Here is a 21417-nt window from a genome sequence, read left to right on the forward strand (position 1 = left end):
CATGGCCCACGCGGAAGAAACGCGCCGTGCGGTGCGTAGCGCCTATATTTATGACCAGCTGCCGTTAGAGCGTGCGGCAGTTGCGGGCGGGGTGCCTGCGTCCACAGCCGCCCGCTGGAAGCGTAAAGCCAAGGCCGAAGGCGACGACTGGGACAAGGCCCGCCTTGCCTGTGCCCTCATGTCCGGCGCTACCGGCGGTGTGGAAAGTGTCACCCGCCAGATGCTTGCCGACTATCTGGTGCAGCACAAAGCATTAATAGATCAATTACGTGATGATACGGACAGTGAGCTAAGCGCCGCACAAAAGGCGGATATACTGGCCAGCCTTGCCGACAGCTTTAACAAAACCGTATCCGCCTGCCGCAAGGTTATGCCTGAAACAAATGAACTGGCCATCGCTTTGGAAGTGCCCGCCATTATTGAGGCTGTAACCGGCATCAAACTGGCAGTTGCCGCACCGCGTGGCGAGGCGAAAAGCACCTATGTGGCGCTGTTTTTTGTACTGTGGTGCGTTGTTACCCAGCGTAAGCACTATATTTTGTTGATAGCTGACGCGCTGACGCAGGCCGCCGCCCTGCTGGAAGCTGTCAAGGTTGAGCTGGAAGCGAATCCGCGGCTAGCCATGGACTTTGCAGAGGCCTGCGGGCGCGGCCGTGTGTGGAACGAAGCGACCACAGTAACCGCCGGTAATATCAAACTGCAGGCTCTGGGCGCCGGCAAGCGTATGCGCGGGCTGCGTCATGGCCCGTACCGGCCTGATCTGGCCATTCTGGACGATCTGGAAAACGACGAGAACGTACAGAAACCCGAGCAACGCGACAAGCTGCAGGGCTGGCTGCAGCGTACTGTCTTATCGCTGGGACCAGCCGACGACAGCATGGATGTTATCTATGTGGGTACCATCCTGCACTATGACAGCGTGCTTGCCCGCACCATGAAAAAGCCCATGTGGCGGTCCAAAGCCTTTCGCGCCATCGTCACCTGGCCTGAACGCATGGACTTGTGGGACAAGTGGGAAAACCTGCTGCAGGCGGAAGGTCAGGAGTCCGCCGACCGTTTTTACAACGAGAACACACAGGCCATGCAGCGCGGTGCGGTGGTGTCGTGGCCGGCCATGCGTCCGCTGTACAAGCTGATGCTCAAACGGGCAGAAGACCATAGCGCCTTTGATGCCGAACAGCAGAACGATCCGCTTTCTTCCGACAGCGCCCCTTTTGCCGCCTGTATTGCCTTCTGGGTGGACAGGCGCAGCGACTGGCTGCTGTTCGGCGCGGTGGACCCATCACTGGGCAAGCATGGTGCCGGCCGTGACCCATCGGCCATTCTGGTAGGCGGATTCAACCGTGCCAGCATGACGCTGGATGTGGTGGAAGCCCTTATCCGCAAGCGGCATCCCGACAGGATAATCGAAGACATTATTGCCATTCATCTGCAGTACCGCTGCCTGATGTGGGCGGTAGAGGCTGTGCAGTTTCAGGAATTTTTTGCGCATGTCCTGACCCAGCGCGCAGCGGAAAGGGGGATTCCCCTGCCTGTCCGGCCCATCACCAACAGTACCGACAAACTGCTGCGCATTGAAACGCTGCAGCCCTATATGGCTCAGGGGCGCATCAGAGTGCATTCCAGCCAGAATACGCTGATTGACCAGTTACGGCACTTTCCCAAAGCAGATCACGATGACGGCCCGGATGCCCTTGAAATGCTCTGGCGTCTGGCATCGGGCGGTTTTGTAAGCTTGAGGGACGCTTTTGAAGCCGTTCCGCAGGCGAATGCCTTCAGGGGAATGTCTGACATCGAGGAGGATTCCCGTGGTTTCTTTTAATGACCTTATGCAAGCTGCACGCGGCTTTGTGCGTTCGGCACTGGCCAAGGGGCTGCAGCAGACCGATGGATACTCCGCCGTCGGCACGCTGGAAGTGCTGAACAAATGGGCCAACCTGACACACGGGCTGACGCCTGCACGCCTGCGCACCATACTGCAGTCGGCCGATGAAGGTGAAATACTGGAGCAGCACAAACTGTTTGCCGATATGGAAGACCGTTGCGACCATCTGGCGGCAGAGTTGTCCAAGCGCAAGCGCGCTCTCCTGACGCTGGACTGGGACATTCAGCCGGGGCGTGCAGGAGATGCCAAGGCGGAACGGGTAGCGGAAGCGGTTAAAGAACAGTTTGAAGCCCTCAGCAATGTGGAAGACCTGATGCTGGATATGGCTGACGCCATAGGCCACGGCTTTGCCGCGCTTGAAATCGAATGGGGCCGCGAAGGATCGCTGCACCTGCCGCAGGCTTTTCATTTCCGCCCGCAGACGTGGTTTCAGACGCACCCGAATAATTTGAACAGCCTCCGGCTGCGTGATGGCACATCAGAAGGCGCAGAGCTTCTCCCCTTCGGCTGGGTGCTGCATGTGCACCGTTCACGTTCCGGCTGGCTGCCCCGTGCCGGTCTGTTCCGTGTACTGGCGTGGAGCTTTCTGCTGCGTGAATATGCACTGTCCGCCCATGCCGCATATGTTGACGTGCATGGCCTGCCGTTCCGCCTGGGCAAATACCCCCCCGGCAGCAGCAAGGAAGATAAAGCCGCTTTGCGTCGGGCGCTGCAGTATCTGGGGCGCGATGCTTCCGGCATTATTCCTCAGGGGATGGAAATCCTGTTTGAAACGCCGGCCAACAGCAGCCATGATCATTTCGGGGCGCTGGCAGACCGCTGCGAACGCGGCATGAGCAAAGCCATTCTGGGGGGCACGCTGACCAGTCAGGCCGACGGAAAAACCAGCACCAATGCCCTGGGCAACGTGCATAACGAAATCAGGCATGACCTGCTGATCTCCGATGCGCTGCAGCTGGCCGGTACGTTGACGCGTCAGGTGCTGGCGCCGCTGGCCATCCTCAACAGCGGTGTAAACGACCCGCGTCTGCTGCCGTGGTTCCGCTTTGATACGCGTGAGGCAGAAGACTTGACCCAGTATGCCGATGCGCTGCCGAAGCTCGCTGCGGTCATGCGCATTCCGGCGTCATGGGTGCATGAAAAACTTAAAATTCCTGTGGCCGGCAAGGATGAAGACATTCTTATGCCTGTTGCGCCTGCAGCCAGCCCCGCAGTGCCTGCAGCTCTGGCAGCGTTGTCTGCTGTTGCAGCACCGGCAGGTGGTGATGCCTACCCCGACCAGACTGCGGTGGACGCTGTTCCCGTGCCGGATAAAGAGCTGCATAAGGCTATGGAAGCCATGCTGGCCCCCTTGATGGATGAGGTGCGGCAGGGAGCTGACCCCGCTGATCTGCTCGGAAGACTGGGGGAACTGTATCCGCAGATGGACGGCGGGCAGCTGGAAGACTTGCTGGCGCGGGCCTTGTTTGTGGCCGAAGTGTGGGGCAGCCTCAGTGCCTCTGACGAACAGCGTCCGGACTCATAGTATGCCGCAGCCTGTGAACCTTTCTTATGCCATCGGCCTGCCGCCCGCCGATGCCATCGCCTACTTTGAATCAAAGGGCTATGCCGTAACTGCCAACTGGCATGAGATGTGGCAGCAGGCCCATGCCCGTGCGTTTACCGTGGCCGGTGTGGCAAAGCTGGATGTGCTGGAAGATATACGCAATGCCCTTGCGGTAAAATTGCGCGAAGGCAAAAGCGAGCGCTGGTTCATGCAGCAGCTGGAACCCGTATTGCGCAAAAAAGGCTGGTGGGGCAAACGGCTGGAACAAGGCGCGGACGGTACCCCGCGTGTCGTGCGCATGGGCAGTCCGGCACGGCTGCGGCTTATCTTTCGTCAGAATGTACAGACAGCATACATGGCCGGCCGGTACAGACAGCAGCGGCAAAATGCTGCTGCCCGCCCGTACTGGCAGTATGTGGCGGTGCTGGATGCGAAAACGCGCCCGGCGCACAGCGCCCTGCACGGCAGAGTGTTTGCCCATGATGATGCCTTTTGGGGCAGCCATTACCCGCCTAACGGCTGGGGGTGCCGTTGCCGCGTGCGGACGTTGTCCGGCCATCGCCTGCAGCGCGAGGGCCTGCAGGTGGAAAGCAGCGCGGGCCGTATGGTCACCAGACAGCAGCAGGTCACAGACTCCCGCACCGGCGAGGTACATAACCGCGAAGTCACAGGATACCGCCTGCCCGGCACGGCAACCCGCAAAGGCGGCGAAGAAGCTGTTGCCTGGACAGACTTAGGCTTTTCGTACAACGCCGGTGCCGCCGGTATGGAACATATGCTGGCACAGGCAGTGCAAAAGCTTGAAGCCGCCAGCCACCCTGCAGCAGCCGCCACAGTGCGCCACCTGACAGCCGGACCGGCTTTTGCGCAATGGCAGGCCGCGCCGCAGGGCAGTTTTCCTGTTGCAAAGCTGGCACCGCACCACGCGGAACAGCTGGATACGGGCGCCACGGTTGCACGGCTTTCATCTGAGACATATGCAAAACAGCGTAGTCAGCATCCGGAACTGCAGCAGGCCGATTACGCCCGCATACAGGATGTGGTGGAGCGGGGAGAAGTTGTCCGGCAAAATCCGCAGAAACTGCTGTTCTTTATGGATGACCCGCAAGGGTATGTAACAGTGGTCAAAGCCACCCGCAAAAAAGACGAGCTGTATGTGGTCAGCTTCTGGCGGCTGAGCGCCGATGACGCAGGCAGGCAGCGCATTATCCGGCAGCTGCGGGCAAAGGATAAGGGCGGGAAAGAAGGCAGGTAAAAAAGGGAGCGGACGGTGGGGCCTGCCACCCGCAAACGCGGAAACCCCACAAAGCGCTCCGGACAAAAAAGCCCGTGCTACGGCAGGCAGAATATCACCGTGTCACATCCGCTCATCTGTATAGGGGAGAATAGCCATGATTGAAATCACGGTCAATCTGGACGCGTTAGAAAAGCAGCTCGCCAGACTGGCAGACCTGGGCCGCGACATGAGTCCCGTTACCATGCAGCTGGCCGGCATTCTGGCAGACGCCTCGGAACGGGCCTTTGCAGAAGAACGCGACCCCGTCAGCGGCGAAGCATGGCATCCGCTTTCGCCGGTCACCATAGGCCAACGCGCAAAAACAGGACATGAAGACAGCCCCATCCTGCAGGTGCGGGGCCTGCTGGCAGCCAGCATCCAGACAGCGTACGGCCCGGACTTCGCCGTGGCAGGCACCAACGAACCCCACGCCCGTACGCACCAGTTCGGCGCTCTGCGCGGTGCCCATGGCCGCACCGGGCGCGGCGGTCCTATACCATGGGGCACAGTTGTGCCCCGCCCGTTTCTGGGTATCGGGCCGGATGATGAAGAAGAAATTATGGGAGTGCTTCGTGACAATGTACGAAAAGCACTTGGCGGCGATTAGAGCGAAGATATTGCCGCTTGCGGACATCGGTCTGCAAACAGGCGGCTTCGCAAAATCTAACGCAGGGCTAACGCCCTTTGCCAAGGGATTATCCAGCGACAAAGAAAGTACTCCTACCTTCTGAACCCCTTCCACCTGTCCTGACCATCCGTGCCCCCGTATATCGGGGGCATGACGCATTTATCCACCAGACATACCGCATACCCTGCCGCCAGTCTTGCGGTGCCGCTGTCACAAGGCGGTGCCGGGCACTCTGATCTGCCGGAAATGCTATCGCAAAAAGAGCTGCCGGCGGGCTGCAACATCCAGTTGTTTCCGGAAGGCCGCTTTGCCGCGCGTGACGGCCGCCCTGCCACCATTACAGAAGGCAGGCTCACCCACTGGCAGATGGATGCCTCCATTGCCGAAGCCATCATCGCAGCCGCAGAGGCCCGCGAAACACCCATTGTCATAGATTACGAGCATCAGTCTCTGAACGCCCGTGCCAACGGGCAGCCCGCGCCCGCTTCCGGCTGGCTGCAGCGGCTTGTCTATGTGGCCGGCAAAGGTCTGTTCGCCTCCGTCAGCTGGACGGATAAGGCGCGCGGCTACATTGATGCCGGCGAATACAAATACATATCCCCGTACTTTTCTTTTGATCCCGAAACCGGCGCCGTGCTGGCGCTGATCAACGCGGCCCTGACCAACACCCCCGCGCTGGACGGCTTAGACGCCGTGGCGCTGGCGCTGGGCAATGTGCACGCGGCCTCTGCGCACGTACAGGCCGCACAGACAACAGAACAGGAGACAACCATGGATGAACTACTGGAACGCCTGCGCTGGATGCTCAACTTGCCGGTAACGGCAACAGCAGCCGACATCACGGCGCAGCTGGACAAGCTCAAAGACATGCTGGGGGCAAGCGATGCGGCAGCAGCGTCGGACCAGCCCGGGGGCACCCCCGTAAGCCTGCTGGACGTGTTGCAGCACAAAGACAGCCAGATTGCGGCGCTGACGCAGCAGGCCGCAACCCCTGACCCTGCCAGGTTTGCACCCGTAGCGGCCCTCACCGCATTGCAGCAGGCCAACGCGGCATTGAAAAACCGTGTTGCCGAGCTTGAAACCAGCAGCATTGAGAACGCGCTGAATGCGGAAATCGACGCCGCGCTCAGCGACGGAAGGCTGAACAAGGCTGTGGAGGGCTGGGCACGCGGCCTGGCCAAGGATGCCCCCGACACACTGCGTACCTTCCTGAGCAGCGCCGTGCCTGTGGCGGCCCTTGGGGCCATGCAGACCGGCGGCGTACCGCCCGCCGGTACGCAGGACTCCAGCGCGGCCCTGACGGCAGAAGAAGATTACGTCATCAACCAGCTCGGGATTACGCCCGAGGAATACCACGCCGCAAAAAGCGGTAAAGGAAACTAGCCATGGCCATTGTCACAAATGCTTTGCTTGCCAACCTGCGTACCGGCTTTGTCGCGGCCTACCAGCGCGGCCTGTCCAGAGCGCAGCCCATGTGGTCGCAGGTCGCAACGCGTATCCCCAGCAGCAACGCGCAAAACACCTACGGCTGGCTGGGGCAGTTTCCCAAGCTGCGTGAATGGGTGGGCGACCGTGTTTTCCGCAACATGAAGGAAGAAGGTTACGCCATTGTCAACAAGCTGTTTGAAGGCACTGTGGGCGTAACCCGCACCGCCATTGAGGACGACCAGCTGGGCATCTATACCCCGCTGTTTGAAGAGATGGGCTACGGGGCGGCCACGCATCCCGACGAGCTGGTTTTCGGCCTGCTGAAAAACGGTCACACAACCAACTGCTTTGACGGGCAGTCCTTCTTTGACACCGACCACCCCGTCTATGCCGAAGTGGACGGCACCGGTGCCGTTTCTCTGGTCAGCAACAATCTGGTGCCCGCAGCGGATGCCGGACCCGCCTGGTTCCTGCTCGATGTATCCCGCCCGCTCAAGCCGCTGATCTTTCAGGAACGTACCAAGCCCGAGCTGCAGGTCATTACCAACGCCGACAATGAACATGTCTTTATCAAAGACGAAATTCCTTACGGCGTGCGGTATCGCTGCAATGCCGGTTTCGGGTTCTGGCAGATGGCCGTACGCAGCCAGCATGCGCTTAACGCCGACAGCTTTGAGCAGGCTCTGCAAGCTCTGCAGACCATGAAGGCGGACGGCGGGCGGCCTCTGGGCCTCGGCACCGGCGGCAAAAACACGTTGCTGCTGGTCGTACCGTCCACCCTGAACGGCGCGGCCCGCAAAGTCATAGGCGTTTCCGAGCTGCCCGGCGGCGGCACCAACCCCTGGTACGATGCCGCAACTATCCGTTCCATCCCGTGGCTGCTGTAGGAGGACACATGCGGTATCTCGTACGCACTACTCAAGGTATAGGCCGTCGCTTTCGGGCCGGCCTGTGCTTTGGGCCTGAACCGGAAACGGTGGACGGCGATGCGCTGCAGCAAAGTCAGCTGCAGGCTCTGCAGAGTGACCCTTATCTGCAGGTTACTCCACTTGGCACAGCAGATGCCGGAAAAGAGGAAACAAAGGCCGCGGTGCCTGAACTGCCTCTTGATGTGGTGCCCGAAGCAGAACCTGAACCCGAAGCGGAGAAAGCTGCTTCCGGGAAGAAATCGGGGAAAAACAAAAAGTAATGTCATATGCCACCATTGACCATCTGATAGCAGCGTTCGGGCTGGACGAGGTGATAGCCGTCACTGATCGCGCCCAGTCAGGAGAACCGGATACCGCTGTTGCGCTGGGGGCCTTGGAGGAGGCCTCCAGCGAAGCGGACAGCTATCTGTCTGTGCGCTATGCGCTGCCGCTGCAGGCTGTTCCGCCGGTGCTGCGTACTGCGGTATGCGACATCGCGCTGTACAGGCTTACCGGCGGCCCCGCCACCCAGACCGAGGTCATAGCCACCCGCTACAAGGCTGCGGTGGCGTGGCTGCGCGATGTTGCCTCAGGCAGGGCTTCACTGCCCGAGGTCACCCCGCCGGAGCAGGAACAGGCAGACGGCGTGGACATATACACGGGCACGCGCGGCTGGCTGGCCTGACGCTACAGGAGCAACCATGCAGACAACCATTGCCGCCATAGAAGATGCAATAGCGGGCCGTATCAGTCAGGCTGCTCTGCCGTACCTGCGTACGGTCGGCACCTACGGCGGCCAGCTGGACGGTGTGGCCTCTCATATCGTGCAGGCTCTGCCGGCCATATGGGTGGCGTTTCAGGGTGCCGGGCAACCGGCACCGGCAGGCACTTCGCATGATGTATGGCATGTGCCCGCCACGTGGGTTGTGCTGGCCGTCTCGCGCTCGTTGCGCGGCGAAGCCGCCGGACGCAAGGGCGACGGTGCAACCCCCGGCACGTATCAGATGCTGCACGACGTAACGGCGTTGCTTCTGGGGCAGGACTTTGAAGACCAGGGGCTGGAGATATCACCGCTCCGGCCGGGCAGGGTGCGCAGCCTGTTCAATGGCCGTCTGCAGTCCAGTGCCATCAGCGTCTATTCGCAGGAATGGCACACCCGTTATGCACTGCGTGCTCCGCTGCAGCCCCTTGCACCGGATGGCGAAGGCACCCCGCCGCATGATCTGTGCGGCATTGACCTGCGGTATCATCTGCATCCGGACGACGGGCGGGCAGATGCCAGTGATTCCGTTACCTTTCAGCAGGAGTAAACCATGCTTGTACAGGCAGTCCGAGGCGTGCGTGTTCCCGCGGAAGATACCCCGCGCCGCCACATAGACGACAGTGCACCGGTGGAGGTGCCCGATACAGCGTACTATCGCCGCCGCATGGCGGATGGCGATCTGGTGGAAGTTGCAGATGTCAAATCCGCCGCTTCCGTCCCCAAAACCGTCAGCAAGGAGGCCCGCCGTGGCAAGTCCTAACGTCAGTTTCGACACCTTGCCCGCTTCCATCCGCAAGCCGGGCAAGTACATAGAGTTTAACACCCGTCTTGCTGTACGCACGCTGCCGGCCAACACGCAGCGCGTGCTTATTGTGGCGCAAAGTACGGCACAGGGTGCCCAGCCCGCCGGTCAGCCCGTGGCCGTGTTTTCAGATGATGAAGCCCGCATTCTGTTCGGCACCGGCAGCATTGCCCACGCCATGGTAAAAGCGGCCATTGTCAGCAACCCGTACCTGCAGATCGATGTGCTGCCTGTTGCCGATGATGCCGCCGGTATTGCCGCCAGCGGTACGGTTACTGTCACGGGCACAGCCGCCAGTGCGGGCGTTGTCAGTCTGGCTGTGGCCGACAGCAGTGTACGCATTGCCGTGGCAAAAGGTGATGCCGCTGCCGCCGTGGCCGCCGCGTTGGCAGCGGCCGTCAACGCACGTGCGGAACTGCCCGTAACGGCCACCGCGCAGACAGGCACCGTCACCCTGACAGCCCGCAACAAAGGCACGCTGGGCAACCGTATTCCGCTGGCCCTCAGCGAGACTGCAGACGGAGTGGCAGCGGAAATCGCGGCCATGAGCGGCGGTCAGGCCGACCCCGATATCACCGCTGCACTGGCTGCCGTATTCGGCGGGGGGCACCACATCATTGTCAGCCCCTACACGGATCAGGAAAACCTGACAGCCTTGCGCACGCACCTTGATGCCGTTTCCCACGCACTGGAACAGCGCGGCGCCATAGGTGTGTGCGGCCTTACCGGCACTCTGGCACAGGCCACCACGCTGGCCGGCCAGATTAACTCCGGCCGTATAACCATGGCCCTGCTGCCCGGTACGGAAAGTACTTCATGGCAAGTGGCAGCGGCCTATGCCGCGCAGATTGCGGGAGAAGAAGACCCCGCGCGGCCCCTCAACACCTTGCCGCTTACCGGCATTGTTGCGCCGCCTGTGCCGCGGCGCCTCAGCCGTATGGAGCAGGAAACAGCCCTGCATAACGGCATCACCCCGCTGGAAGTGGCGCCGGGTGAAATCGTGCGCATTGTACGCAGCGTCAGCACGTATACGCTGGACCCCCAGGGCATAGACGACATCGCACTGCTTGATGTGACCACCATCCGTACCCTTGACTATGTGCGCAAGGCCGTGCGCGAACGCATCAGTCTGCGCTTTCCGCGTGAAAAGCTGTCCGCCCGCACAGCGCCCAAAGTGCGCAGCGAGATTCTGGACGTGCTGGTCAAGATGGAAGAGCTGGAAATTGTGGAGGAAGTGGAAGCCAACAAGTCCGGCGTCATCGTGGAACGCGATAGTCAGGACCCCAACAGGCTTAACGCCAAAATTCCGGTGGACGTGGTCAACGGCCTGCATGTGTTTGCCGGACGCATCGACCTACTGCTGTAACGGCGGAGTGCTCCACTATAGCAGCAGAGAGCGCTGCTGTTCTGCGTTGTTACCGCTAGCGGCAGCGCTCTTTCCTATGGCTTTAGTTTTTTATAAAAAACGGATATAGATTGACCAAAAGCCATTGGAGAAAAAGTAGATGAGTAACGTGTTGTGCTTTGATCTTTATCGTTATCAGATAATTCCTATTGCACGCGAATTTCAGTTGCACTTAGACCGTGAGGTTGACTACGAAAAAGTCATTCGCCAAAAGAATTCGCATTTTGCTGAGGCGTTAATAGCTGCAACGTTTCGATATAAACGTCAGTTGCTTGTACATTCTCTTGATGTAATTACTCCATCAGAAAATTTTTTACTAACCATTGCAAGGGAAAAACAGGTATCGAGATATACTGAAGATTTTAAAAAAGAACAAATTGAAAGTTTCCCGCCTACGAGAATTTTCATTATAAACAGAAGTGACGTTCAAATATGTGCTGTAGAGAGAAATATGTACTTTTCTCATACCGATGTGATTGTTAATAAAATAATTGCACCCGAAATAAACCGTTATCTTAAAAAAAACTATTTAACTGCGAAGTTTAGTGCAATAACCGATAAAAATTCGTTCTGGGATTTTGCAAAAAAAAATGAAGGTAAAGTGACATCTATCGAGTTCCATTTGGTTACTCCAAACATGTCAAACATGTCTGCAATGTTGTCAGAAGAGCTAAAGAGTGTGGCAAAAGGAACTCGTGCAGCCACAACGAATGTAAAATTAAAGTCCGAACATAAAAATTACCTCGAAGTTTCAAGGGAAAACAAGCAACTTGCGGATATAGTGAATTATGCAGCTCAAGGCGGTGGAGATGTTTTTGTTAAAATTACTGGGAAAAAAGCCAGATTCGTTTTAGGGGAAAATCAAGTAACGATTGATATTCCTTCAAGTTCTATTGACTCTGAAAGCCGTGAACAGTTGCCGAAACAAATAAGCGAATATGTAAATGGCTACTTTAGGTAGATATACTCTTTTTGCAATAGTTGCATTGATCATCTCTCTTTTTTCAATGTATGCAAAGAGTGATTTTATAGAAAAAATTCTCATCAAAAATTCCTTTGAAGTATCAATAACGTTGTTTGCGATATTTATTTCATTAGCTTCAATTCTTGCGACACAAATAAAAATTCTACATAAAGTTTGCCCAGTAGATATTAAAAAAATTTCACGCACCATGCATGGAGCAATGCTAGAGTTTATCATTGTTATTGTTTTTACATTGGTGATAAATATAATCCATAGTGGCGAGTTGTTTAGTATAGAGTCAAATATAGTCTTTAAGGTAACAATAGATGTTTTATTTGTGGAAGCTATGTTTGTACAACTGTGGATTATATATGATTTTTTAAAATCTATATTAACAATTATACAATTTGAAGATAGTTAATATATACTGAATAGCTTCATGCAGCTTAGCCCTCGCATCATAGATATATATGGTGCGAGGGCTTTCATTTTTACAGTAAAGGAGCATCCAGATGGCTTTGAAAGAATATTTAGGCGCAATTGTACTGGAAGTGGACGGACAGGAATACGAAGTTGAATCCGTGGACATCAGCCATAAGAGCGGCCGCAAGCTGGTAAAAACCATGAACCGCACAGGCCGCGCCAGCGGCTATTCCGAAGGTGTTCATGAATTTTCGCTGCGTGTGACTGCGCCCGTGCCCAAAGAAGGCGCCCCCGACTGGGACAACATTGTCGGCGCAAAGCTGACCATTTATCCCGTATCAGCCGGTGGCAGGCGCGAATCCTACCTTGACTGCGTCAGCATGGAAGATTCGCGCAAATACAGCGTGGATAACGAGGCTAAGGTGGACGTCACGCTGGCCGCTCTGGACAGAATCGAAGAATAACCCCCAAGGAGCCAGACATGACACACCCCGCACAAACGCCCGGCGCACCGGACAGCCAGTCCGGTCCCGGCATCGTAGAAGGTCGCACCGTTATCCAGCCGGTACCCCCGCCTCTGGGGGCGCACCGCGGTGCCCTGACAGAACGGGGCACCCTGACCATAGGCTACCGTGACGAATCCGGCACATGGCATAAGGATTTTGAAATCCGTCTGCCTACCATGCTGGATGTGGAAGTGGCCATGGCACAAGCCGGCGAAGGCGCATCGCTGGCCGCCATAACCCGCCACACATGGGCACGCACGCTGGTGCGCATAGGCACTGTGACCCACATAACCGCCGATATGCTGGCCTCGCTGGCCGATACGGAATACGGCGTGCTGCTGGCCGCGGAAGAAGCGCTGCGAAAAAAGCTGAAAGCCGCGAGCGCCACCTTGCCCGGATAAGGCAGGCCCAGCTGGTTCTGGTGCGTCATGGCTTTGCCTATGCCGAGGTGCAGGCCATGACGCAGCCGGAGATGCTGCATTTTATCGAGCTGCTCGGCGGCAGAAAAACAGGCGAACCGGCGGGGACCCGCAGAGTGGTAAACCGGCGGCTGGTCCCGAAAAATAAACACATCAGCAAGTAATGATACTCAGATGAGGTGCCCATGTCCGGTATGGATGTACAGATAGCCTTGCGCCTGCGGGACAATATGAGCACGCAGGCAAGGCGTGCCCTTGACGAGGTTGCGCGCGGCGCAGGCAAGGCTTCTGACGCGGCACATACGCTTGCACGGGCCACAGCTTCAGCAGACAGGCAGGGCTTTTCGCGTCTTGTACACGGCCTGCGCACGGTGGACAGCCTGAGCCGCAGGGCGGAAAACAGCATGAAAGCTCTGGGCCGCACCGCTGCCGGTGTGGCCCGGTCCACCGCACAGCTGGGTGCAGGGCTGGCCGCCGGAGCCTATGTCGGGCAGCGGGCACTGGCCCGGCCCGTAGATTTTGAACTGCGCATGGCCCGTATGGCAAACACGGCGTATGCAGACCGCGATGCCGCAGGACGCAGTGCGGGCATGGCGGAATTGGCAAAAGTCGTGGATATGGCCGCCCGGCTGGGCGGCAACCGCGAACAGGCTGCTGAGGCACTGGACGCCATGCTGGCGTCCGGTGCTCTGGAAACCGGTGTGGCCATGCGTCTGCTGCCGGTGCTGCAGCGATACGCACAGGCCTCCGGCGCGGCCTCTACAGAGCTGGCAGACATTGTCATCCGCGGTGTCCAACAGGGCTTTTTTTCACCCGATCAGGCACCGGCAGCACTGGATAAAGCCATTGTGGCAGGTCAGCAGGGCGGGTTCGAGCTGAAAGACATGGCCCGCTGGCTGCCCCAGATGATGGCCAGCGCTCAGGGCATGAAAGGCATGGCCGGTTATGAACGTCTGCTGGCATCAGCGCAGGCATCGGCCATTACCGCCGGCAGCAAAGATCAGGCGGGCAACAACCTGGTCAACCTGCTGGCCAAGATGAACAGCCAGGACGCCCAGCGGAATTTTGAAAAATTCGGTATCGACCTTGCCGGTAGCCTTGCCGCAGCCCGAGATAAGGGTGCTCTGCCTTTGGATACTTTTATTCGCCTGCTGGAAACCCGCATTGTTGCCGGTGATAAACGCTTTGCCGCCCTGCAGCAGCGCGCCGCCGGAGAAAAAGGACCGGAGCGGACAGCCATACTCAACGACATGGCAGACATACTGCAGGCCGGAGCGGTCGGCCAGATAGTGCAGGACAGGCAAGCCCTGATGGCTCTGGTGGCTGAAATGTCGCAGAAAAAGTACATCGCAGATGTGCAAGCTGCCATGCAGAACGCATCAGGAGCCGGAGGGACTTCATACGATGTTGTTTCTGAAACAATCATGTTTAAACTTCAAAGACTGATGACAGAGGTGGAGATAGCGTATTCTGCTGTGCTGGAATCCATAAAAACCCCTCTCGCCTCTATCGTTGATACAGCTGTAAAAACGGCGAAAAGTTTTCCTAAACTCACATTTGTTGTTACCGGTGCGGCCACTGCAATCGCCATGTTTGGTGCCACCGCTGCCGCAATGAGCGGCTGGAACATGCTTACCGGCCGCGGCGGGGGCGGTGCCCTGCGCGGAGGCCGTGCTAGCGGTGTTGCCGGTATGGTGCGCGCTGTGGGCAGGCAAGGCAAAGGGGCGGTAAAATCACTCGGCAGGATTTTCGGGCGGGGCGGCGCCCCGCTTGCCCTTGCTGCGACCGCAGCCGATATCATTACCACAGAAGCCAGTGGCGATCTGACCCGCAACGAGAAAAATGCAGCCCACGTGGGCACTGCCGGAGGCCTTGCAGGAGCGCTGGCCGGAGGTAAAGCGGGTGCTGCGATGGGTGGAGCCATCGGAACATTTTTTGCGCCCGGAGTAGGTACCGCCATAGGTGCCGGTGTGGGCGGGCTGATTGGTGCAGGTTTTGGCGCGTGGGGGGGCCAGAGCCTCGGCGATATGCTGGGCAATCTTATTTTTTCCGACGATTCCACCACCACGGTACACACCCATATCAATATAGATGGCCGCGAACTGGCCAGCGCGGTTGAATCTGTGCAGCTGCGTAATGCACGCAGGCACTAGGAGGCGGTTATGAGCTGGAAGGACTCGCTGCAGGACGCCCGCTTTCGTAACGTGACGTTTGAGGTGCTGCGCATACGGGACACAGGCAGCCATGCAGTGCAGGAACATAAGTACCCGTACCGTGACGGGGCAGAACAGGAAGATATGGGCACCGACGCACAGCGTATCAGCCTGACCGGCGTTTTTTACGGGCCGCAGTATGAAACCGGCCTTAACGCACTGCGTGCCGCCTTGCGCGAGCATGGCAAAGGCGAACTGATGCACCCTGTGTTCGGGCCGGTGGAAGTGGTGGTGCTTACATGGGACTGTTCGTTTGACGGTGAACGGCCGGACTATGCCGAAGTGCAGATGGAATTTGCCGAGGCCGGCCGGGATATGCCGTTTTTTGCTGCCGGAGCGCAGGGCCACCGTGCCCGGGCACAGGCGGCTGACATCAGCGTGCAGTCAGCCACCCGTACCGCGGCGGAACAGTCCGGCGCATCGCTGTCACGCTGGCTTGTGACCGTGGCCAGAAACGTCTCTCCTGCTCAGCGCCTTGCGGTGCTGAACATACTGCAAGGGGCGCTGCAGGACTATGCGGGCGGCGTACGCTCGGTGCACGATGCAGCCTCGTATTTCGATCTGCCTTCAGCCTATCTGGCAGATATGGAAGCCGCACAGCAGCTGCTGGCCGACCCTGTCCGGAGCCTCGGCCTGCAGGGGCTGGGGTACCGCAACTGGCAGCGGCTTTCGCGTCTTTTTCCGGCACGCACGCTGTCCGGCGGCACGCGCCCGTATTCCGACAGTGTCGGCAGCTACGCAGGCACCATCACCACGGGGCCGTCATCCGGACTGCCGGAATCGTCCCCCGGTATTTTTCTGCCGCCGGTACCGCCCTCTGACGGCGCAGATCTGCTTGCCGGTCTGCCAGACTCGCCGGCAGACCCGCCGGCAGAATCACAAACGGATGTGGCAGCGCAGACTCAGGCCCATGTGGCGGTACATGCCAACATTGCCCAGACGGAGATTGTGGCATCGCAGGCCACCGCCATGCTGGTTGCAGAGGCAGATACCCCGGCCATGACCCCGCACGAGATAGAAGCCCTCACGGGCAATACCCGTACCCGTCTGCAGGACTGCATAACGCAGGCCCGCACCGTGCTGTCTCCGCCGGATGGCTACGCGGCGGCACAGGCGCTGCGCACAGCGGCTCTTGCCGTACAGCAGGCGGCGGCCGCCGTCATCAACCAGCGGCCGCCGCTGGTGGCGCATACGGTGTCGGCGCCGTGCAACCTGCATCTGCTGGCCCACAGGCTGTACGGCGACCATACCCGTGCCGCCGAGCTGGCGCGGCTGAATCCTGCCATCCGCAACCCCAACTTTATCGCACGGGGCGAGGTGCTGCATGTCTATGCCCTCTGAACAACGTGTATCCGTAACCATTGCCGGACGCGGGCACACCGACTGGCTGACCTATGAGATTGAAAGCGATCTTATGACACCGGCGGATGGCTGGCATGTCACACTGGGCCTGCCTGACGGCAAGCTGCCGCGGGAGGTGACACCATGGGCGCGGGTGCATGTGGCCGTGGGCGGACAAACCGTATTGCAAGGCAGGGTGGACAGCGTGGAACAGCGCGTGAGCAAAGGCGAACACACTCTTGCCCTGACCGGCCGCGATGATGCCGCCGTGCTGGTGGACTGCTCCGCGCCGCTGTTTGTGGCGCGCGAGGTTACCCTGACAGATATAGTCAGCACCATTGTCCGGCCGCTGGGCATAGCCAAAGTGCGCATCGGCGGCGGCAGCTTCAGCGACCGGCGCGAAAAAATCACCGTGGAGCCTGGCATGACGGCATGGGATGCGCTGCAACGCGCGGCAGAGGCCAACGGCATGTGGCCGTGGTTTTCTCCGGACGGTACACTGATTGTCAGCGGGCCGGACTATGCAGCACCGCCGGTGGCAGACCTTATTCTGCGCAGAGACGGTAAAGGCAATAACGTTACCGGCATGTCTGTACGCCGCGATATGGCGGAGCGGTACAGCACCGTCACGGTACTGGGGCAGACTCACGGGACAGAAGGCGCGGACGGTCAGCATAACCTGCGGGCACAGGCAACGGATACCGGCGCGGCAGCATACCGCCCGCGCATAGTGGTAGAGCCGGAATGCGACACCCAGCCGCTGGCCGCCCGCCGTGCCCGCAAACTGCTGGCAGACGGCATGTGTGCCGGGCTTACCATCACGGCCACGGTGCGCGGCCACCGCATTGCAGACAGCGCAGGCAAGGGCCTGTTGTGGCAGCCGGGGCAGCGCGTGCGCGTCTGCTCAGAACCGCATCATATTGATGATGTGTTTTTTTGTACCGCCCGTACATTCACAGGCGGTAAAGAGCGCGGCAGTGTGACAGAACTTACATTAAAGCCGGACGGTCTGTGGCTGCCGGATACCGGCCTGCGCAACGGCCGCACAACCGGTCAGGCCCTGCAGGTGGTGGATATATGGTAATGCGACAGGTTCAGCAGGCAGTGGCGCGGGCGCTTTCCACCATACGCCTTGCCTTCAGGGCGCGGCTTACCGGCTTGGACACCGCCCCGCGTGTTCAGCTGGTGCAGGCCGATGCGCTGGCGGGTGAACGCCTGCAGGCGGCAGAGCTGTTTCAGCATTTCGGGTTTACCAGCGCTCCGCCGGAAGGCACCCAGCTGATTGTCCTGCCTCTGGGCGGTCGTACCGCCCACAGCGTTATTGTGGCCACAGAACACGGCAACTACCGCATGGACGTTACACAGGGCGAGGCCTGTATCTACAACCAGTGGGGGGCGCGCATCCATCTGAAGAAAGACCGCATAATAGAAGCCGACTGCGACCACTTCCGCATCAATGCGGCCCAAAGCATCACCATGCAGACAAAGTCATGGCAGGCCACGGCGACTGAGGGCACAACCTTTGCCAGCCCCACGCTGGCCTTCGGCGGCATGGACGGTGAACAGGCGCAGGCCAGCATAAATGCCCACATAAACACAACCGGCGACATAACCTCGCAGGGAGATCATGTCGCCGGTGGCATAAGCCAGAGGCATCACCGCCATCAGGGGGATTCCGGCGGGACTACCGGGGAACCTGAGTAATTTTATCGATCAGCTATATCACTAACCGCAAGGTCAAAGTTCGGGCCGCGCATAATCACATCACCCTTGTGCATAATCACTTCGCCGTCTGCTACAGCATAGCGTAGGGCTTCGTCAAAATCGATATGCTCATTTTTAGACAGGGAATGTTTCAGATACCAGACCCTGAGAGGCGGCTGCGCTTTCTCTCTGGTAACTAGCGCAAGGATGATAATCTTTCGATACTCGGCAAGATTCGCCTGCCATTCTTCCAGTGACATTCTGAACCCCTTCCACCTGTCCTGTATCTCGGCCGCCACTACAGTGGCGGCATGGGAAACGATGCAGGGTTAAATCCATATACAGGCGACTACACCGGAGAGCGCATCAGCCATCTGGGCAACGCCATCTATCTGCGCATCATGACGCCTCTGGGCACATGGTGGGCAGACCCCACGGTAGGTTCGCGCCTGCACGAAATAGCGCGCGAAAAAGACCTGCCCCGCATCCGTACCCTTGCACAGCAATATGCCCAGCAGGCATTGGCCCCGTTGGTTGAGGCAGGCAGAGCACAGTCCATACAGGTGACGGCCATGCAGCCGCATAACGGTGTATGCCTGTTGATTATCTGTGCCACTGATTCAACCGGTAATCAACAGACGTTCCAATACCCTGTTCGTGTTATCTGAACAGATTACAGGATTCGCCATGCCGTATATCACGCCAGACTTCGCCGCTATCCGTCAGGGTATTCTGCGCGATACGCAAAACCTGCAGCCCGATGCCGCGACGTTGCCCGACAGCGACAACTACGTGCGGGCCAGTGCCACGGCATCGGCCATCGAAGGGTTGTACCAGCACCAGCTGTGGATTGCCCGCCAGATTCTGCCGGACACGGCGGATACCGAATACCTTGAAATTCATTGCGGCCTGCGCGGCATCACCCGCAAACCGGCTACCAGAGCCACAGGCACCCTGACGCTGCACGGTGCACCGCAGACACCCGCAGCGGCAGGCATCCGTGCCGCACACCCCGCATCAGGAGAACAATTTGCCACCACGGCGGCGGCTGTGCTGGATGAAACCGGCACCGCGGCCGTGCCCTGCCGGGCCGTAACGGCCAAGGCCCTGCCGGATTACACGGCAGAGCCGGTAACGCTGGTCAATGCGCCATCCGGCATACTTTCCGGCGCACAGCTGTCCCTTGCCGGCGGCACCGATGCCGAAAGCGACGCCCAGCTGCTGGAGCGTCTGCTGCTGCATATGCGTACTCCGCCGGGCGGCGGCAACCGCTACGATTATCAGCGCTGGGCGCTGGAGGTGCCCGGCGTTACCGCGGCTTTTGTGTATCCCCTGCGCCGCGGCCTCGGCACAGTGGACGTGGCGGTGCTGTCCGCCGACGGTTTGCCCGCTGCAGAGCTGGTAACGGCGGTTCAGGCGCATATTGATGCACAGCGCCCTGTTACGGCCGCCGGCGTCACCGTGCTGGCCCCGCAGCCGCTGATGATAGACGTGCACGCCGCCGTGCGGCTGCAGGGCACCACCCTGCCCGTGGTAACGGCGCAGCTTCAGCAGTCGCTTGCCGTATTTTTCGCCGCACTGCTGCCGGGCGACCTTGTGGTGCGTTCCCATCTGGAGGCGCTCATATCCGGCATGGCAGGCGTGCAGGACAGACAGCTGATAACCCCCGCCGCTAACGTGCAGGCCGTGGTGGATGCCACCCGCCTGCAATGGCCCAGACCGGGGCAGGTGACGCTGGAGGCCATGTAAATGGGCCATATCCGGTTGTTGCAACACCTGCTGCCCCCCACCAGCTACAGCGCGGAAGCCCCGCGCCTGCGGGCGCAGCTGCACGCAGAAGGCAACGCCCTTGATGCCGCGCTGGCTGCTTCTGTACGTGCCGTCATGGGCATAGACCCGTTCCGCGCGCAGGAATGGCTGCCGGACTGGGAGCGTGTTTACGGCCTGCCCGATGCCTGTTCCCATCCTGATACCACGCTGCAGGAACGCATCATGGCATTGGCCATAGCCGTGCAGGAACAGGCCGGCCTGTCGCGGGCATGGTTTACGCGCCTTGCCATGCTGCTTGGCTACAGAGTGGTGGTGCACGAATACCCGCCGTTCTGCGCCGGTTCACATGCGGGCGACATGCTGACCAACGGCGACTGGCAATGGGCATGGGGGGTAGCCGCACCTGCCATTACCGAACGCCGCTTCAGCGCCGGACGCAGCGCCGCGGGCGAAACCCTGTCCTCATGGGGCGATCATCTGCTGGAATGTGTCTTCCGCAGGCTGAAACCGGCCCATACCGAAGTCCTTTTTTCATACGGAGGAACCAATGCACCGGATTGATTCACAAGGTGCCACCGCGGAGGGGCGCTTTACCGAAGGTAACCCCACCATACCGGAACCTGCCACCGTGGTCAGCGCCGACTGGCTGAATGCCGTGCAGGATGAAATTCTGAATGTACTGGCAGAGGCGGGCATACAGCCGGAAAAAGCGGATAACGCACAGCTGAAAGAAGCCATTCTCAAACTGGGACCGGAGCGTTTCAGGGGATTTTCCGCCGGAGGGCAGCATGCGTCATTTGAAGGTGACCTGAACACCATCGCCCATAACAGTCTGTACGCCTGTGACCGGGCCAAAGTGCAGAATGCACCGGAGCTGCCTGCTGGTACGTGGGCTTTTGTGCATACCATGGTTCTGCCTGCCGATGCCGGACGCACACAGGTGTGCTGGCCTGCTGACGACCCTGACCACCCCGGCTGGAACCGCCGCCGTACCTCCACCGGCCAGTGGAGCGACTGGCGGGTGGTAGGCTCCGGCGAAGGCGGTATGCCTGTGGGCGCATTGCTTTTTTCCACCACCGGCACACCGCTGCCCGGCACAGTGGCGGTCAATGTTAAACAAAAATTTACACTGGGCACCTACCCCCAGCTGGAAGCATGGGTGCGCAGCTGCGGGGGCTACCTGGCCACAGAGGCGGAATGGGACGCAGAGGCCGCCGCACAGGAAGGCTCCTGCGGCAAGTACTGCCTGACGGATACGCATATCATTCTGCCTTGCTACAGACACTACTTCTCGGCCGCGCAGAATGGTGCGGCGGGTAAAGCGGCAGGCGACTGGGCCGGTGATGCCATACGGAACCTTACTGGTGAACTCAAGTCATCCACTTCGCCTAACAGCCTTTTCCCAAGCCTCAGAGACACCGCTTCTGCAACCGGCG

The 21417-nt window shown here is 59.4% G+C and carries 25 protein-coding genes; 24 read left to right on the forward strand and 1 reads right to left on the reverse strand.

Annotated features, from left to right (window positions below; translation table 11 throughout):
* The first annotated feature begins 1 nt into the window (after position 1).
* From terL to H586_RS0106685, 20 genes are all read left to right on the forward strand, one after another.
* Positions 2 to 1822: a phage terminase large subunit gene (gene terL, locus H586_RS21040; protein WP_155891354.1), complete on the forward strand. Its 1821-nt coding sequence runs from the start codon at positions 2 to 4 to the stop codon at positions 1820 to 1822.
* A complete protein-coding gene (locus H586_RS0106595; protein WP_027181639.1) occupies positions 1809 to 3410 on the forward strand; it encodes a DUF935 domain-containing protein in 1602 nt (533 codons plus the stop codon). The genes terL and H586_RS0106595 overlap by 14 nt, the downstream gene beginning before the upstream one ends.
* A 1-nt stretch (position 3411) precedes the next feature.
* Positions 3412 to 4686, forward strand: a complete 1275-nt coding sequence (locus tag H586_RS0106600; RefSeq protein WP_027181640.1) for a phage head morphogenesis protein — start codon at positions 3412 to 3414, stop codon at positions 4684 to 4686.
* A gap of 136 nt (positions 4687 to 4822) precedes the next feature.
* Positions 4823 to 5314, forward strand: a complete 492-nt coding sequence (locus tag H586_RS0106605; RefSeq protein WP_027181641.1) for a phage virion morphogenesis protein — start codon at positions 4823 to 4825, stop codon at positions 5312 to 5314.
* 171 nt (positions 5315 to 5485) lie between these two features.
* Positions 5486 to 6718, forward strand: a complete 1233-nt coding sequence (locus H586_RS0106610) for a phage protease (protein WP_155891355.1) — start codon at positions 5486 to 5488, stop codon at positions 6716 to 6718.
* A gap of 2 nt (positions 6719 to 6720) precedes the next feature.
* Complete coding sequence (locus tag H586_RS0106615) at positions 6721 to 7650, forward strand: Mu-like prophage major head subunit gpT family protein (protein ID WP_027181643.1); 930 nt, start codon at positions 6721 to 6723, stop codon at positions 7648 to 7650.
* Positions 7651 to 7739: 89 nt separating this feature from the next.
* The gene (locus H586_RS0106620) at positions 7740 to 7952 is read left to right on the forward strand and encodes a hypothetical protein (protein WP_027181644.1); all 213 of its coding nucleotides are present in this window, start codon (positions 7740 to 7742) and stop codon (positions 7950 to 7952) included.
* Positions 7952 to 8356, forward strand: coding sequence for a gp436 family protein (locus H586_RS0106625; RefSeq protein WP_027181645.1), 405 nt, complete (start codon positions 7952 to 7954; stop codon positions 8354 to 8356). Before H586_RS0106620 ends, H586_RS0106625 begins: the two co-directional genes overlap by 1 nt.
* A 16-nt stretch (positions 8357 to 8372) precedes the next feature.
* A complete protein-coding gene (locus H586_RS0106630; RefSeq protein WP_027181646.1) occupies positions 8373 to 8981 on the forward strand; it encodes a DUF1834 family protein in 609 nt (202 codons plus the stop codon).
* A gap of 3 nt (positions 8982 to 8984) precedes the next feature.
* Complete coding sequence (locus H586_RS0106635) at positions 8985 to 9194, forward strand: DUF2635 domain-containing protein (protein WP_027181647.1); 210 nt, start codon at positions 8985 to 8987, stop codon at positions 9192 to 9194.
* The gene (locus H586_RS0106640) at positions 9181 to 10602 is read left to right on the forward strand and encodes a phage tail sheath subtilisin-like domain-containing protein (protein WP_027181648.1); all 1422 of its coding nucleotides are present in this window, start codon (positions 9181 to 9183) and stop codon (positions 10600 to 10602) included. Before H586_RS0106635 ends, H586_RS0106640 begins: the two co-directional genes overlap by 14 nt.
* Before the next feature lie 139 nt (positions 10603 to 10741).
* The gene (locus tag H586_RS0106645; protein ID WP_027181649.1) at positions 10742 to 11602 is read left to right on the forward strand and encodes a hypothetical protein; all 861 of its coding nucleotides are present in this window, start codon (positions 10742 to 10744) and stop codon (positions 11600 to 11602) included.
* Positions 11586 to 12026, forward strand: a complete 441-nt coding sequence (locus tag H586_RS20615) for a hypothetical protein (RefSeq protein ID WP_027181650.1) — start codon at positions 11586 to 11588, stop codon at positions 12024 to 12026. The genes H586_RS0106645 and H586_RS20615 overlap by 17 nt, the downstream gene beginning before the upstream one ends.
* A gap of 91 nt (positions 12027 to 12117) precedes the next feature.
* Entirely contained in the window at positions 12118 to 12492 is a 375-nt protein-coding gene (locus H586_RS0106655; RefSeq protein ID WP_027181651.1) for a hypothetical protein, read from the forward strand.
* A 17-nt stretch (positions 12493 to 12509) separates the two neighbouring features.
* A complete protein-coding gene (locus H586_RS0106660; protein ID WP_234702940.1) occupies positions 12510 to 12935 on the forward strand; it encodes a hypothetical protein in 426 nt (141 codons plus the stop codon).
* Positions 12936 to 12955: 20 nt separating this feature from the next.
* Positions 12956 to 13117: a hypothetical protein gene (locus H586_RS20620; protein ID WP_155891356.1), complete on the forward strand. Its 162-nt coding sequence runs from the start codon at positions 12956 to 12958 to the stop codon at positions 13115 to 13117.
* Positions 13118 to 13138: 21 nt separating this feature from the next.
* Entirely contained in the window at positions 13139 to 15106 is a 1968-nt protein-coding gene (locus H586_RS0106670) for a phage tail tape measure protein (protein WP_027181653.1), read from the forward strand.
* Between the two features lie 9 nt (positions 15107 to 15115).
* A complete protein-coding gene (locus tag H586_RS0106675; RefSeq protein WP_027181654.1) occupies positions 15116 to 16507 on the forward strand; it encodes a DNA circularization protein in 1392 nt (463 codons plus the stop codon).
* Positions 16497 to 17591, forward strand: coding sequence for a phage baseplate assembly protein (locus tag H586_RS0106680; RefSeq protein WP_027181655.1), 1095 nt, complete (start codon positions 16497 to 16499; stop codon positions 17589 to 17591). The genes H586_RS0106675 and H586_RS0106680 overlap by 11 nt, the downstream gene beginning before the upstream one ends.
* Positions 17591 to 18211, forward strand: coding sequence for a phage baseplate assembly protein V (locus H586_RS0106685; RefSeq protein WP_027181656.1), 621 nt, complete (start codon positions 17591 to 17593; stop codon positions 18209 to 18211). The genes H586_RS0106680 and H586_RS0106685 overlap by 1 nt, the downstream gene beginning before the upstream one ends.
* Before the next feature lie 2 nt (positions 18212 to 18213).
* On the opposite strand, the gene H586_RS0106690 is transcribed toward H586_RS0106685, so the two are convergent.
* On the reverse strand, positions 18214 to 18471 hold the full coding sequence (locus H586_RS0106690; RefSeq protein WP_027181657.1) for a hypothetical protein: 258 nt from the start codon (positions 18469 to 18471) through the stop codon (positions 18214 to 18216).
* 51 nt (positions 18472 to 18522) lie between these two features.
* Here H586_RS0106690 and H586_RS0106695 point away from each other — a divergent pair, with 51 nt between their 5' ends.
* The 4 genes from H586_RS0106695 to H586_RS18460 form a co-directional block, all read left to right on the forward strand.
* Positions 18523 to 18879 (forward strand): phage GP46 family protein, encoded by a 357-nt coding sequence (locus H586_RS0106695; RefSeq protein ID WP_027181658.1) that lies wholly within the window; start codon positions 18523 to 18525, stop codon positions 18877 to 18879.
* 19 nt (positions 18880 to 18898) lie between these two features.
* Complete coding sequence (locus tag H586_RS0106700) at positions 18899 to 19960, forward strand: baseplate J/gp47 family protein (RefSeq protein ID WP_027181659.1); 1062 nt, start codon at positions 18899 to 18901, stop codon at positions 19958 to 19960.
* The gene (locus H586_RS0106705; protein WP_027181660.1) at positions 19961 to 20542 is read left to right on the forward strand and encodes a YmfQ family protein; all 582 of its coding nucleotides are present in this window, start codon (positions 19961 to 19963) and stop codon (positions 20540 to 20542) included.
* The coding region (locus H586_RS18460) for a pyocin knob domain-containing protein (protein WP_034618691.1) at positions 20529 to 21417 on the forward strand (889 nt) is incomplete at its 3' end. The genes H586_RS0106705 and H586_RS18460, both read left to right, overlap by 14 nt.

Origin of the sequence: Oleidesulfovibrio alaskensis DSM 16109 (assembly GCF_000482745.1) — a bacterium.
Lineage (GTDB): Bacteria > Desulfobacterota > Desulfovibrionia > Desulfovibrionales > Desulfovibrionaceae > Oleidesulfovibrio > Oleidesulfovibrio alaskensis.